Origin of the sequence: uncultured Intestinibacter sp. (genome assembly GCF_902468165.1) — a bacterium.
In the GTDB taxonomy this organism is placed as follows: domain Bacteria; phylum Bacillota; class Clostridia; order Peptostreptococcales; family Peptostreptococcaceae; genus Intestinibacter.
On the sequence record NZ_CABQXJ010000035.1, the window covers coordinates 1 to 14,257 of the forward strand.

Consider the following 14,257-nt stretch of genomic DNA (forward strand, 5'->3'; position numbering starts at 1 on the left):
TTTTACTACCGGTTTGATTATTTATATATTTTTTATATTTATTTTTATCTATTATTTTTATTTATGCGAAAACCTCTTCTTTTTCTGGTTCAAATTCTAAATCTTCCCCTTGTGACTTGATAACTTGTTTGTACCAGTAGTATGAATCTTTACAACTTCTCTCCATAGTTCCGTTTCCTTCGTTATCTCTATCTACATAAATCATACCGTATCTTTTTTTCATTTCACCTGTTGTAAATGAAACTAAGTCCATTATTCCCCATGGAGTATATCCCATTAAATCTACACCGTCGTAGTTAACTGCTAATTCCATTTGCTCGATATGTTTTTTAAGATAATCTATACGGTATTGATCGTGTATTTTACCATCTTCTGATACTTTATCCACTGCTCCAAATCCATTTTCAACTATGAATAATGGTAATTCATATCTATCATAGAAACGGTTTAAAGCGTATCTTAAGCCAACTGGGTCTATTGCCCATCCCCAATCACTTGATTCTATATATGGATTTTCTACCCCATTTGATAAAGCCCCATTTACAATATCTCCTGTATTTTCATTGTGAACATCTGATTTAACAGTTGTAGACATATAATAACTAAATCCGACATAGTCTACAGTTCCTTTAGCAAGGATTTCTGCATCCCCTTCTTCCATTCCTATATCATAACCTTCTCTTTCAAACTCTTTTAATGCATAGCTTGGGTAATGACCTCTACAATGAACATCTGCAAAGAAGTATCTTTGACGCATTGCCTCTTCTGCTGCCATAACATCATCTGGATTACAAGAGTATGGATAAATTGGCACATGTGATACCATGCAACCTATTTTGAATTCTGGGTTTATTTCTTTTCCTGCTATTACTGCTTTTGCACTTGCTAATAATTCATTATGTGCAACTTTATATAATACAGCTTTTGGATCTTCTCCTTCTTCAACAACTACTCCTGAATTTGTCCAGAAGAATAGTGGATTTCCTGTATCCATTTGGTTATTTATTTCATTAAATGTCATCCAATACTTAACTTTATTTTTATATCTTTCAAAGCAAACTTTTGCGAATCTTTCAAAACAATCTACTACTTTACGACTTCTAAATCCACCATATTCTCTCGCTAAATGAAGAGGTAACTCAAAGTGAGATAAAGTTATTACTGGTTCTATACCGTATTTTAATAATTCATCAAATACATCATCATAGAATTTTAACCCTTCTTCATTTGGTTCAAGTTCATCTCCATTTGGGAATATTCTAGTCCATGCTATAGAAGTTCTTAAACATTTTAGCCCCATACCAGCAAATAATTTTATATCTTCTTTATATCTATGATAAAAATCTGAAGCTACTTGATTTGGATAAAATTTATCTTCTTCTACTGTTTGTGTTATTTCTCTTGGCACTCCATGAGCACCTGCTGTTAAAACGTCTACAACACTTGGCCCTTTTCCGCCTTCATTCCATCCACCTTCAAATTGGTGAGCTGCAAAAGCTCCTCCCCATAAAAAATCCTTTGGTAATTTACTCATACTCCTATTCCTCCATATATAAATAGGAAATTATGCTTATTAAATCTCCCCTTAAGCATAATCTCCTGAATTATTTTTATTATTATGCGTTTACTGCGCTAAGATTTATTATTGATTTTCCATATGATATTTCTTGGTCTAAGCAAAGTTGTTTTTGTTCAAATTCAAAACTATTAGTTATTACAACAGGTGTTATTAATGAATACCCTGCTTTTTGAATTGCTTCTTTATCAAATTCTAAAAGTAATTCTCCAGCTTTAACTTTTTCATTTGCTTTTACTTTTACATCAAATCCTTTACCATCCATTTGAACAGTATCCATTCCGACATGTATTAATAACTCTACTCCATCTTCTGATTTAAGTCCTATTGCATGTTTAGATTCTGCAATAAATTCTATTTCTCCATCAAATGGTGCATATACTTTGTTGTCAGTTGGTTCTATTGCTATTCCATTTCCCATAGCTCCACCTGCAAATACTGGATCATCTATTTCTGATAAAGCTATTACTTTTCCACTTAAAGGGCTTTTTATTTCTTTAGTCCCTGCTAAAACTGTTGCTGCTACTTCATCCATAGCTTTTACTTCTTCATTTTCTTCATCAGATGCTTGACCTTCATCAAATCCAACGATTTGAACAAGTACTATTGAGCCTATTATTGCTATTGCACAACCTATTAATTCACCTACTATTGATGTTGGATTTGCGCCAATTGCATTTACTACTGTAAGTAAACCTGGAAGTCCTGCATATACATAGTATACTGAATTAAAGAATGATGCTACTGCTGCTGCCACAGCTCCTGATATACAAGCACATATGAAAGGTTTTTTGAATCTTAAAGTTACCCCATATATTGTTGGTTCAGTTATACCAAATATACCTGTTATACCTGCTGATAAGGCAACACTTTTTGTTTCTTGTCTTTTAGATTTTAAGAATACTCCGAAAGCTGCACCCATTTGAGCGACAACTGCCATTGTTTGGAATGCTTGGAATGTATCTTGTCCATACATATCAAAGTTAGCTAATACCATTGGTGTTACACCCCAGTGAACACCGAAGATTACAACAACTTGCCAGAATCCACCGATTACTGCTGCTGCAATTACTGGTGCAAAGTTATATAAAGCATTGTATCCATTTGCTATTGCTGTTGCTACACCATCTGATACTGGTCCTATTACTAATATAGTAAGTGGTACCATAACTAATATACATATAAATGGTGTAAATAATGATTTAACGACTTCTGGTATTACTTTATCAACGAATTTTTCTAAATAAGATAATGCTAAAACTAAGAATAATGGAGGTAAAACTGTTGATGTGTATGTAGTTTCTGCTAATCCTATCCCCAAGAATGTTACTGCTTCTCCACCTGCTATCCTAGATGCGATTGATGCCCAATCGGGACTTACAAGTGCTGCACAACAAGCAACTGCTATAAATGTATTACATTTAAAATGTTTAGATGCTGTTATTGCTATAAATATTGGTAAGAATGTGAAAGGTGCCCAAGATATAAAGCTCAATACTTCATATGTTCCTGTTGATGCAAAACCTGGATTTATCATATTAATTATAATTAGACAACCTTGTAATAATCCAGCTGCTGCTAATATATATATAAATGGTGCAAACACTGCTGACATTGTTGCTATTACTCTATTTACTATGCTTCCTTTTGGAGCATCTTCTGAAGAAGTTTCGTCTAAATCAACTAATGTTTGTACTTTATCGAAAACTTTCCCTACATGAGTTCCTATTACAACTTGGAACTGACCATTATTTTCTACTACTGTTATTACACCAGTAAGTCCAGATACTTTTTTATTTGCATCTTTTGGTGTTTCTTTTAATACTAATCTCAATCTAGTAGCGCATCTTGTAGTGTTGACAATGTTTTCCTTGCCGCCAACAGCGTCTACTATATCTACTGCTAATTTTTCATAATCACGAATACTTTGTGCCATGATTATATTCCCCCTTTTTTAATATTAATTTTATATTTTGTTCCCTTACTTTTTTATTGTATGTTTATATTATAATTATACCGGTATAATTTTGTCAACGCATTTTTGAAAACATTTTCTTTTTTTCCATTTTAATATCACTATCTTCCGCGATATTGTTATTTATAATTTTTTTATGATATACTAATAAAATAGAATTAGAAAGTAAGGGGAGTATAAAATGCTTAAATATCAACTAATTGCCAATCAAATAGAAGATCATATTTATGAAAATGATTTGCCCAAAGGAACAAAACTTCCTACAGTAGAGCAATTTGCCAGTGATTACGGTGTAAGCAAAAGTACTATTGTAAAAGCCTTAGAAACTTTAGTTTTAAGGGGAATTGTTTATCAAGTTCAAGGTAGTGGGATTTTTGTAAGAAAAAGAAATAAAAAGGGATATATAAATTTTAACTCTCCAAAGGGATTTACAGATAACCTAGAAGAGCATAAAATAACATCAAAATTAGTAGATTTAGAACTTGTTAAACCAGATGATGAAATATGCAATCATTTAGAATGTGACAAAGATGAAGATGTATATGTTGTCAAAAGAATAAGATATATCGATAATGAAATAATGTGCTATGAAGAGTCTTTTTATAAAAAAAGTATTGTTCCTTTTTTAAATCAAGAAATAGTAATGGGTTCTATTTTTGATTATATAAAAAAAGCTTTTAATATAACTACAAGTTTTCAAGATAGGTATTTTAATGTGATAAAATTAGATGAAAAATATGCAAAGTTACTTGAATTAAATGTAGGTGACCCTGGATTAGTTGCTTATAATCAATGTTTTTCATCTTCAGGCACAGTATTTAATTATTCAAAAATAGTTTATCATTATAAAAATACCCAATTTTATGATCAATCATCTACAACAAAATAAACACTAGAACGTATTTAATAAATTATATGAAATTTTATTTATTCAACTTTAAAATGAGTATAAATATCATTTTTTATATCAAAAAAGGAGTATAGAAAGTAAATCACTTTCTATACTCCTTTTTGTTATCTAGCTATTTTCCCAACGCCTTCATACATTAATTTTTCAACATCACTAAGTTCTACTAAATTAGCATCTCCTAGGATACTGTGTTTTAATGCAGATGCACATGTTGCAAATTCACAAACATATTTAGGATCTTTATTGTTTATTATAGAATAGATTATACCGGCGCTTAGAGCGTCTCCCCCACCTACTCTGTCAACTATACTATCTATGTTTATTTTGTTAGATAAGTATAATATTCCGTTAGTGTAATAATTACATTGTAATTTATTTACTGAAGAAGATTCTATATCTCTATGTGATGAGAATATATGCTTAATATTTGGATAAGTCTTTGATATCTCATCATAATAATATTTTAATTTTTCGTGCTTATCTTCTAATTCACAGTTCATAAGTAATATATTTTCAGCATCTAATATACCTGCTGATAATATGTCTACATATGGTAGGACTTTTAAAGTTGCTTCTCTAGCTTCTTCTAAAGACCAAAGTTTTGCTCTGTAATTTGAGTCATAACTTACCATGATGTTATGCTCTTTACAGTATTCTAACATTTGCATTAATAACTCTCTTAGGTCATTTGAAAGTGCTAATGTTATACCTGAGAAGTGGAATACATCTACATCTTCTAAAGCTTTTGCTATATCAAAATCCCCAACTTTCATATTGCAGAAAGCTGAGTTATCTCTGTCATATATTACTTTAGATGATCTTATTCCGCTTCCGACTTGAAGATAATATATACCAGTTCTATGATCTCCTAGCGTTACAAAATCAGTGTCTATGTCGTAACTTCTAAGGTATCTAAGTATACTTTTACCGATGTCATCATTTGAAACAGAAGTTATCATTTTTGTATCTATTCCGAAATGTGATAGAGAAATAAGCACATTCGCTTCTCCTCCACCATAATTCACATTAAAGCTATCACTTTGTAAAATCATCTTTCCTACATCTGTAGAAAGTCTAAGCATTATTTCCCCGAAACCAGCAACTTTCATATTAGCAACCTCTAGCTTCGTGTAATTTAGCCATGTATTGTTCACATATAGCAGTTATTTCATCGAACTTACCTTCTTCTCCAAGTTTATTTAATTCTCCACCTATTCCAACTGCATCAACACCAGCTTTTATCCAAGAATCTAAATTGTCTATATTAACTCCACCAGTTACCATTATGTTAGCATATGGAAGTGGCCCTTTTATAGCTTTTACATATCCTTGTCCAAATGCACTACCTGGGAATAATTTTACGAAATCAACACCAGCTTCGTGAGCTGCTATTATTTCGTTTATAGTCATTATACCTGGTAAGTATGGAACTTTATATCTGTTACATATTTTTGCAGTTTCTAAATCGAAAGCTGGTGATACTATGTATTTTGCTCCAGCTAACATAGCTGCTCTAGCAGTTTCAGCATCTAAAACTGTTCCAGCACCTATTACTACATCATCTTGACCTTCATATATTTCGCTTAATTCTTTTATTATATCGTTAGCAAATTTGTTTGTGTAAGTTACTTCTAAAGCCTTAACTCCACCTTTAACGCAAGCTTTTGATATTTCAACACCAACTTCTTTAGAGTTTCCACGAACTACTGCTACTACACCACATTCTTTTAATGCTCTTAATGTATTTATTTTTATCATTTTTATTCTCCCTTGGTTTGTAATTTAATATATAACATATTTGCACCGTCACCATTTAGATGACGATGCCTTCAATTTCCCGAATTTAAAAATTATATTTTAATATAAAACTGGCAACTATATTAGAATCCGAAATAGTTTAATGCGTTGTCATGAGATATATTTTTTATCATTCTTTCTAAGACTTTATCGTCGTTTGGATATTCACCGTTAGCTACCCATCCCCCGATTAACTCACACATGATTCTTCTGAAATACTCATGTCTAGTGTATGATAAGAAACTTCTTGAGTCAGTTAACATACCTATGAAGTTTCCTAATAACCCTAAGTTTCCTAAAGAAGTCATTTGTTCTATCATTCCAGTTTTGTGGTCATTGAACCACCAAGCTGAACCTTGTTGTATTTTTCCACAAACTCCTGCTTCTTGGAAGCATCCTATTAATGTTCCTATAGCAGCATTATCAACTGGGTTTAAGCTGTATAATATAGTTTTTGGTAATTTGTCTTCTTTGTTTAAAGCGTCTAAATAAGATGCTAATTGATCGATTGATACTCTGTTGTATATACCATCGAATCCTGTATCTACCCCTAATTTATTAAACATTTTTGTATTATTGTCTCTTGTAACCCCGAAGTGTAATTGCATAGCCCATCCTAAACGGCTATACTCTGCACCACAGTGTAACATACAAGCTGTTTTGTATTGTAATTCTTCAGTTTCTGTAAGAGTTTCACCAGCAAGACGTTTTTTAAGTATAGCGTCTACTGTAGCTTCATCAGCTTCAACATAAGGTATGTATAATAGACCATGGTCACTTACTCTACACCCTACTTCGTTGAAGAATTCTATACGATTAGTTATAGCTTGTTTCCAAGTATCGAAAGAGTTTATTTCTATACCACTTACTTGTGATAATTTTGCTATATAGTCAACAAAATCAACTTTTTCTATAGCTATAGCTTTGTCCGGTCTCCAAGTTGGAAGAACTTTTATGTCAAAAGTTTCATCTTCTTTTATAGCTAGATGCCATTTTAAGTCATCTATTGGATCATCTGTAGTGCATATTAATTCAACATTAGAATCTTTCATTATACTTCTAGCAGACATAGTTTTTAATTTTTCGTTACATATATTCCAAACTTCTTCTGCTGTTTCCCCATTTAAAGCACCATTATATCCAAAGTATCTTTGTAATTCTAAATGACTCCAATGATAAAGAGGATTTCCTATTGCTTTTTCTAAAGTTTCAGCCCATTTTTGGAACTTTTCTCTATCAGTCGCATCTCCAGTTATATATTTTTCCTCAACACCATTTGAACGCATTTGTCTCCATTTGTAGTGGTCTCCACCTAACCATACTTGAGTTATGTTTTCAAATTTTTTATCTTCTGCTATCTCTTGTGGATTGATGTGGCAGTGATAATCTATTATTGGCATAGTGCTTGAATATTCATGATATAATTTTTTAGATATTTCATTTGATAAAAGAAAATCTTTGTCCATAAAGTTTTTCATAATGTATCTCCCTGTCTGTAATTTATATTTTTAATTGTCTTTAGACTATATTCCTAAAGCTTCTTCAAATTCATTTATTAATTGAGCTTGGTAAGCATCATCAAATTCACCAGCAAATAATTTTTGGCTAGCTTCTTCTTTTAATCTCTTCCAGCTGAATGCTTCTTTCTTAACGATTATTGGATAGAATCTTACTCCATTATCTAATGCAGCTTTTTTATCCCCAGGTGCATCCCCGACCATAAGAACTTTATCTTTGTCGTATCCTTTTGTAAGAAGTTGTTCTATACAGTATGCTTTTGAACCAGCTTCTTGACAAAGTAATACTCTACAACAATCTTTTATTTCGTGTTTTGTCCACTCATGTTCAACAGCTTGACCATTTGCAGAAGAAACTGCAGTTAAGTCAGCTTGTTTGCATAACTCATCCATAGTGTCTTTAACATTTTCGAAAGGCATATCATCATCTTGAGCTGCAACTATTGATAAGTTAACATGTATACTCCATAATAATGCTCTTTCCATACATTCGTTGCTTTTTTCTTGGCATTTTTCAAGTAAAGCAGGATTTGATAATTGTGGTGCAGTTTCTACCCAATTTTCAAATTCTTCTAAACCATCAAATTTTATTCCTTTACGATCGCTCATTTCTCTAACAGCCATCGCTAAACCTTTGAAACGGTTTATACCTCTAGTTCCTGTGAATAAGTTTATTTCATTCCAGTATTCTAAAGCTTCATCTCTATATTCTTCTAAACCATATGATTTTACGAATTCTGGTCCAAATGAATTAAAGTGTTTTGAATTCATTGTATCCATCGCACAACCATCTGAATCTATGCATATTAAAAAGTCTTTTTCTTTGTTGTAATTAAAGTATCCCATGTCTGCTCCTTTATATCAAATTAGGATGTAGCCAGGAGCTACACCCTAAGGTATTTTATTAATTTATATTAAAACGTGCTATTTTTCTAAAATTAGAAACGAGTATCTCCGAATCCACAGAATGCATCTACTGGACTTATACCTTTAAATTCTGAGTTTCCTACAAGTTTTTCTACTAATGCTTCTAATGTTTGTTGGTTATCATCATAAGTATTTATGTAAGTTTTAACTTGTGGTACATCGGCTAAGTGGAATGGACACTTAACTGAAACGAATATAGTTGGTATTTCGTTTACGTAGAATGGTATATCTGGAGTACCTTTACTTGGTGGCCATTGTAATCTTTGGTCAACACTTGCATTAACGTTAGCTATGTTTATTATTAAATCATATTTGCTTGTTAATTCAGCTATTGGTCTCTTACCAGCATATACATTTCCTAAAGCTTGAGCCATTTCCTCTTTTGGAAGTTTCATTATTTTGTCTATTGGAGATTCCCATATTTCTACGTCGAATCCTTTAGCTTCTAATAATTCTTTAACTATTTCAATTGGTTTCTTTTTAGCTCCACCCATTATTTCGATGAATTTACCGAATCCACCATCGAATCCTTTAGCTTCAACAAGTAAAACTCTCTTAGTTTTTTCTGGTGCTATTGGTAATACATCTTGAGTATTTTTAACTAAAGTTATAGCTTTGTCAGAAACTTCTTTAGCTATAGCTTTATTTTCTTCTAAACCGATTTTAGCCATCGCTTCTTCTTTTGCAGGTAATATTTCTGTTTTAGCTTTTTTATGAAGACCTAAAGCAGCTTTTGTTCCTAATATTCTAGTTAAAGCTTCTTCTAATCTTTCATCAGTTATTATTCCGTTTTTGTATCCATCCATCATCCATTGGAAATCTTCGTCTGGATCATTGAAGAATAAGAATAAGTCAGAACCAGCAGCTATTGCAGTTGGTAACATTTCGCTACGTTTCATAGCTGAAGTCATAGCAACCATGTGAGAAGCATCTGTTACAACTAAACCGTTGAAGTTCATTTTTCCTCTTAATAAGTCAGTTAATATATATTTACTTAATGTAGCAGGCATATATACTTCTTGAGTAGTTGCTTCTGGATTGAAGTATTTAACATACTCTGGTAATGCTATATGTCCAGCCATTATTGATGGAAGACCAGCTTCAAATAATCCGCTGTATACTCTACCAAATGTAGCATCCCACTCTTCTACTGATAAAGAGTTTGGAGCGAAAGATAAATGTTGATCTCTTTCATCTATACCATCTCCAGGGAAGTGTTTAGCAGCTGGAGCTATTCCGCTTTCCATTATACCTCTCATATATTCAAGAGATAATTCTAAAGTTTGCTCAACGTCAGCTGACCAAGTTCTTGTAGATATTATTGGGTTTCTCCAGTTTCTGTTTATATCAACTATTGGAGCGAAACTCCAGTTGCATCCTATAGCAGCAGCTTCTACACCAGATACTCTACCCATTTCGTAAGCATATCTTTTGTCATCAGTTGCAGCTATTTTAACTTCGTTTCCTATGTAAGTACCATCTGTACAAGCTCCATTACCACCCATTTCAGTGTTAGCAGCTATTAATAGAGGTACTTTACTGTTTTCTTGAAGTATTTTATTTTGTTCGTATACTTCTTCAGCTTTACCTGGGTTGTAACGAACACCACCTATATGGTAGTTATCAAGAACGCTTTTTAAATATTCTTCGTCCCTACTTGCCCCCATGTTTATAAATAATTGACCTATTTTTTCTTCTAAAGTCATTGATTTTATAGTTTCTTCAACCCATTTTACACCTTCATCATCAAGGTTATAAGGTTGTTTTCTTAAGTCCACGTTTATCATAATATCCTATTATACTCCTTATAATATATTTATATTATCTAGCCTCTGTATGGCCTAATACTTAATTTTTAAGTATCAAAACCATACAAAAGACTATCTTATTTTCTAAATTATATTTTTATATCTTAAACACCTGAGTATGCTGCGAAAGCACCATCTACTGGTATTACAGTTCCGTTTACGAATCCTGAAGCTTCTTCACAAGTTAAGAATAATAAAGAACCTATTAATTCTTCTAATTCACCGAAACGACCCATTGGAGTTCCAGCTAATATTTTTTCAGTTCTTGCAGTTGGAGTTCCATCTTCGTTCCATAATAATTTTTCATTTTGTTTAGTTGAGAAGAATCCTGGTGCTATACCATTGCAACGGATACCAACTTTTGAGAAGTGAACTGCTAACCATTGAGTAAAGTTAGATATAGCAGATTTAGCTCCACTGTATGCTGGTATTTTTGTAAGTGGTGAATAAGCATTCATTGAAGATATGTTTATTATACTTGCACCTTTTTTGTTCATCATATCCATAGCAAAAACTTGAGTAGGTATTAATGTACCCATGAAGTTTAAGTTGAATACGAAAGATACTCCTTGAGGATCTAAATCGAAGAAAGTTTTCATTTCATTTAAATGTTCTGGTAAGAAGTATTCATCATCAGTTGTAGCTTTTGGATTATTTCCACCAGCTCCATTTATTAATATATCGCAAGTTCCGAAGTCTTTTAATATTTCAGCTCTTGCAGCTTCACAACTATCTTTTTCTAAAACGTTACATTTGTAACCTTTAGCTTTGTATCCTTTAGCAACTATTTCATCCGCATATTTTTTAGCTGCTTCTTCGTTTAAGTCAAGTAAAGCAACTTTTGCTCCACACATAGCCATTGCTTCAGCGAAAGCAGAACATATTAATCCACCTGCACCTGTTATAACAACTACTTTATCGTTTAAATCTATTTGAAAAGGTAATTTCATTTTTAATTCCTCCGTAAAAATCTTTTTAGTTTAGTTTTAGTTTAAATATTTGTTTAAAAATTGTTATTTAATAGTTTTACTAGTTCTTATTTGCTAGCTTTTTCTATTGCTTCCCATAAACCGTTTAAGTAAGTAGCACCTAACGCTCTATCATATAAACCGTATCCAGCTCTACCTGTTTCTCCCCATATCATTCTTCCGTGGTCTGGTCTTATGTATCCTCTGAATCCATTATCATATAATGCTTTCATTATTGCGTACATATCTAAGCTTCCGCAAGAAGATAAGTGAGCTCTTTCTTCAAATCCGTTGTCTAATACTTGTACGTTTCTCATGTGAACGAAGTGTATTCTTCCCATAGCTGCGTATTTAGCTGCCATTTTAGCAACGTCATTTTGGTTTGAGCATCCTAATGAACCTGCACATAAAGTTATACCATTGTGTTTGTCATCAACTAATTTTAAGAATCTGTCTAAGTTTTCTTCACAAGTTATTATTCTTGGTAATCCGAATATACTCCAGCATGGATCGTCTTCATGTATAGCCATGTTTACGTCACATTCAGCAGCAACTGGTATTATTTTTTCTAAGAAATATTGTAAGTTATTCCATAAATCGTCTTCGCTCATTGCATTGTATTCAGCAACTACGCTTTTTAATTCTTCTCTAGTGTAAGAAGCATCCCAACCTGGAAGTGTTAAATCGCTATCACTTTCTAATGGGTTAACTTTGTCAACTTGTTCTTGATAGTAAACTAATGAAGTTGATCCATCTTCTAATTCATGGTCTAATTGAGTTCTTGTCCAGTCGAATACTGGCATGAAGTTGTAGCATATGCATTTAACTCCAGCTTCAGCAACTCTTCTTATGTTTTCACAATAGTTTTCTATGTATTTATCTCTGCTTGGTTTACCAAGTTTGATATCTTCGTGTACTGGTATACTTTCGATTACATCGAAGTTTAATCCAGCATCTTCTACTTGTTTTTTTAATGTAGCAATTGATTCTCTGCTCCATACTTCACCAACTGGAACATCGTAAACTGCTGTTACTATTGAGTCCATACCTGGTATTTGTCTAATGTTTTGTAATGTTACTTTGTCGTCTTCTCCATACCAACGAAATGATAATTTCATAAAATTCTCCTAACCTTCTCTTTAAATTTTCTGTATTTTCTGTATTTTATTTTAACATCTAATAGCTAGTACCTCCCCTTAAAGATAGTACTAGCTCTTAGATAGTGTTAACTGATTTAACAATTCATTTTATGTAAGTATATTTAATCTATATTATTATTTAGCTCTTCTTTCAGCTAAGATTCTTCCATTTTCAGCTATAACTTTTTTGCTTAGAGGATAAGCGAATAACATTATTAGTGCTACAATCCCATAGCATACAGCTGGGAATAATGTTGAAAATGTATATATACCATTAAGAACTTCTGTTGTTTGTTCTTGAGCTACTGCATTGTATCCTATGAATGCTAATGCATATCCACCAAGACCACCTGCTAAAGCTTGTCCTATTTTTCTAGCGAATGAATAAACGCCATATATAACTCCGTCATTTCTTTCCCCGAATTTAACTTCATTGTAGTCTATAACATCTGTTATATGAGCCCATATGAACATATTGAATCCTGTTACTCCTATACCTGCTACAACATACATTCCTATAAATGCCCATGGATTTGTAACTTTCATGAAGTATAATAATCCATAACATCCTGCTGCTAAGAACATCCCAAATGCTGAGAATTCTTTTTTACCAAATTTGCTTGCTATTATTCCAGATACTGCTGCTAATCCTAAACTTAATGGTAAACTTACCATACTAAGTGATGATAATGCATTTATATCTCTAAAGTAACTTGCAAATAAGTATTGGTTCATTGTTTGAGTCATAAATTGGCTTAGTAATAAAGTTATTGCTGCTCCTATTATTGCTAATAAAGCTCTATTTGATATTATTGTTTTGAATGATTTTGCTAATGAAGCATTTTCTTCTTTTTTAGTTGGTTCTAATTTTATACGTTCAGTTGTACATGTATAACAAATTGTGTAGCATAATAATGCACATATTGAGAATATTCCTGCTACTAATGTAAATTTGCTACCGCTAACTATTTGGTTACCGTTTGCATCTGCACTGTATATAATTTGAGGTACTACTGATCCTATTATTATTGATGCAAAGTTAGCACCTAAACTTCTCCAAGTTGAAAGAGCTGCTCTTTCTTCTGGTACATCTGTCATAGCTGATGCCATTGATCCATAAGGTATATTGATTGCTGTATAACATAATGATCCCCATAATATGTAAGTTGCGAACATTACTACTACTTTAACTGTCATTGAAGCTCCAGCTAAACTTGATTGATACATTAAGAAACTTGCTAATGCAACTGGCCCTGCCATTCTCTTAAGCCATGGTCTAAATTTACCATCTTTTGTTGGTTTTGCTTTGTCTACTATACGTCCCATTGTTACATCTGTGAACGCATCTAAACATCTTGATACTAAGAATAAAGTTCCTACTAATGATGGACTAACTCCCCAAACATTTGTATAAAATACCATTAAGTACATACTTGCAAATATAAACGTAAAATCGTTTCCTAAGTCCCCGCATAAGTATCCTACTTTGTCTTTAATCCCAAAAGGTTTTACTGATTTGTTTTCTTGTCTTACTTGTTCTTTTCGTAATTCCATGTCAATGCCCCCCATCGATTTTTTGAGTGTTTTACTTGTGTGTTATTTTGATTTCGTTTTTGCTAGTCACTAATGATATTTTTTAG

Annotated in this window: 11 protein-coding genes; 1 reads left to right on the plus strand and 10 read right to left on the minus strand. The window is 32.4% G+C overall.

Features of this window, described 5'->3' with window-relative positions:
- Positions 1-61: 61 nt before the first annotated feature.
- Positions 62-1,534 (minus strand): 6-phospho-beta-glucosidase, encoded by a 1,473-nt coding sequence (locus RDX53_RS07700; RefSeq protein ID WP_295575857.1) that lies wholly within the window; start codon positions 1,532-1,534, stop codon positions 62-64.
- A gap of 82 nt (positions 1,535-1,616) precedes the next feature.
- Entirely contained in the window at positions 1,617-3,512 is a 1,896-nt protein-coding gene (locus tag RDX53_RS07705) for a beta-glucoside-specific PTS transporter subunit IIABC (RefSeq protein WP_307993921.1), read from the minus strand.
- Positions 3,513-3,732: 220 nt separating this feature from the next.
- Here RDX53_RS07705 and RDX53_RS07710 point away from each other — a divergent pair, with 220 nt between their 5' ends.
- The gene (locus RDX53_RS07710) at positions 3,733-4,440 is read left to right on the plus strand and encodes a GntR family transcriptional regulator (RefSeq protein WP_307993922.1); all 708 of its coding nucleotides are present in this window, start codon (positions 3,733-3,735) and stop codon (positions 4,438-4,440) included.
- Between the two features lie 125 nt (positions 4,441-4,565).
- Here RDX53_RS07710 and RDX53_RS07715 read toward each other — a convergent pair whose 3' ends face one another.
- From RDX53_RS07715 to RDX53_RS07750, 8 genes are all read right to left on the minus strand, one after another.
- The gene (locus tag RDX53_RS07715) at positions 4,566-5,570 is read right to left on the minus strand and encodes a sugar kinase (protein WP_295733382.1); all 1,005 of its coding nucleotides are present in this window, start codon (positions 5,568-5,570) and stop codon (positions 4,566-4,568) included.
- A 1-nt stretch (position 5,571) separates the two neighbouring features.
- Positions 5,572-6,219 carry a bifunctional 4-hydroxy-2-oxoglutarate aldolase/2-dehydro-3-deoxy-phosphogluconate aldolase gene (locus RDX53_RS07720; protein ID WP_295675766.1) on the minus strand — a complete coding sequence of 216 codons (648 nt, stop codon included), beginning with the start codon at positions 6,217-6,219 and terminating at the stop codon, positions 5,572-5,574.
- Positions 6,220-6,341: 122 nt separating this feature from the next.
- Positions 6,342-7,736: a glucuronate isomerase gene (uxaC, locus tag RDX53_RS07725; RefSeq protein ID WP_195930145.1), complete on the minus strand. Its 1,395-nt coding sequence runs from the start codon at positions 7,734-7,736 to the stop codon at positions 6,342-6,344.
- Positions 7,737-7,781: 45 nt separating this feature from the next.
- Positions 7,782-8,621 carry an HAD family hydrolase gene (locus RDX53_RS07730; protein ID WP_195930144.1) on the minus strand — a complete coding sequence of 280 codons (840 nt, stop codon included), beginning with the start codon at positions 8,619-8,621 and terminating at the stop codon, positions 7,782-7,784.
- 92 nt (positions 8,622-8,713) lie between these two features.
- On the minus strand, positions 8,714-10,489 hold the full coding sequence (locus RDX53_RS07735; protein WP_195930143.1) for a glycoside hydrolase family 3 protein: 1,776 nt from the start codon (positions 10,487-10,489) through the stop codon (positions 8,714-8,716).
- A 125-nt stretch (positions 10,490-10,614) separates the two neighbouring features.
- On the minus strand, positions 10,615-11,460 hold the full coding sequence (locus tag RDX53_RS07740; protein ID WP_195930142.1) for an SDR family oxidoreductase: 846 nt from the start codon (positions 11,458-11,460) through the stop codon (positions 10,615-10,617).
- Between the two features lie 86 nt (positions 11,461-11,546).
- Positions 11,547-12,596, minus strand: a complete 1,050-nt coding sequence (gene uxuA, locus RDX53_RS07745; RefSeq protein WP_195930141.1) for a mannonate dehydratase — start codon at positions 12,594-12,596, stop codon at positions 11,547-11,549.
- A gap of 156 nt (positions 12,597-12,752) precedes the next feature.
- Positions 12,753-14,171, minus strand: a complete 1,419-nt coding sequence (locus RDX53_RS07750; protein WP_195930140.1) for an MFS transporter — start codon at positions 14,169-14,171, stop codon at positions 12,753-12,755.
- Between the last annotated feature and the right edge of the window lie 86 nt (positions 14,172-14,257).

Excerpts from the sequence above, each read along its gene's own strand:
- RDX53_RS07700 (WP_295575857.1), bottom strand. The coding sequence starts at position 1,534 with ATGAGTAAATTACCAAAGGATTTTTTATGGGGAGGAGCTTTTGCAGCT.
- RDX53_RS07705 (WP_307993921.1), bottom strand. The coding sequence starts at position 3,512 with ATGGCACAAAGTATTCGTGATTATGAAAAATTAGCAGTAGATATAGTA.
- RDX53_RS07710 (WP_307993922.1), top strand. The coding sequence starts at position 3,733 with ATGCTTAAATATCAACTAATTGCCAATCAAATAGAAGATCATATTTAT.
- RDX53_RS07715 (WP_295733382.1), bottom strand. The coding sequence starts at position 5,570 with ATGAAAGTTGCTGGTTTCGGGGAAATAATGCTTAGACTTTCTACAGAT.
- RDX53_RS07720 (WP_295675766.1), bottom strand. The coding sequence starts at position 6,219 with ATGATAAAAATAAATACATTAAGAGCATTAAAAGAATGTGGTGTAGTA.
- uxaC (WP_195930145.1), bottom strand. The coding sequence starts at position 7,736 with ATGAAAAACTTTATGGACAAAGATTTTCTTTTATCAAATGAAATATCT.
- RDX53_RS07730 (WP_195930144.1), bottom strand. The coding sequence starts at position 8,621 with ATGGGATACTTTAATTACAACAAAGAAAAAGACTTTTTAATATGCATA.
- RDX53_RS07735 (WP_195930143.1), bottom strand. The coding sequence starts at position 10,489 with ATGATAAACGTGGACTTAAGAAAACAACCTTATAACCTTGATGATGAA.
- RDX53_RS07740 (WP_195930142.1), bottom strand. The coding sequence starts at position 11,460 with ATGAAATTACCTTTTCAAATAGATTTAAACGATAAAGTAGTTGTTATA.
- uxuA (WP_195930141.1), bottom strand. The coding sequence starts at position 12,596 with ATGAAATTATCATTTCGTTGGTATGGAGAAGACGACAAAGTAACATTA.
- RDX53_RS07750 (WP_195930140.1), bottom strand. The coding sequence starts at position 14,171 with ATGGAATTACGAAAAGAACAAGTAAGACAAGAAAACAAATCAGTAAAA.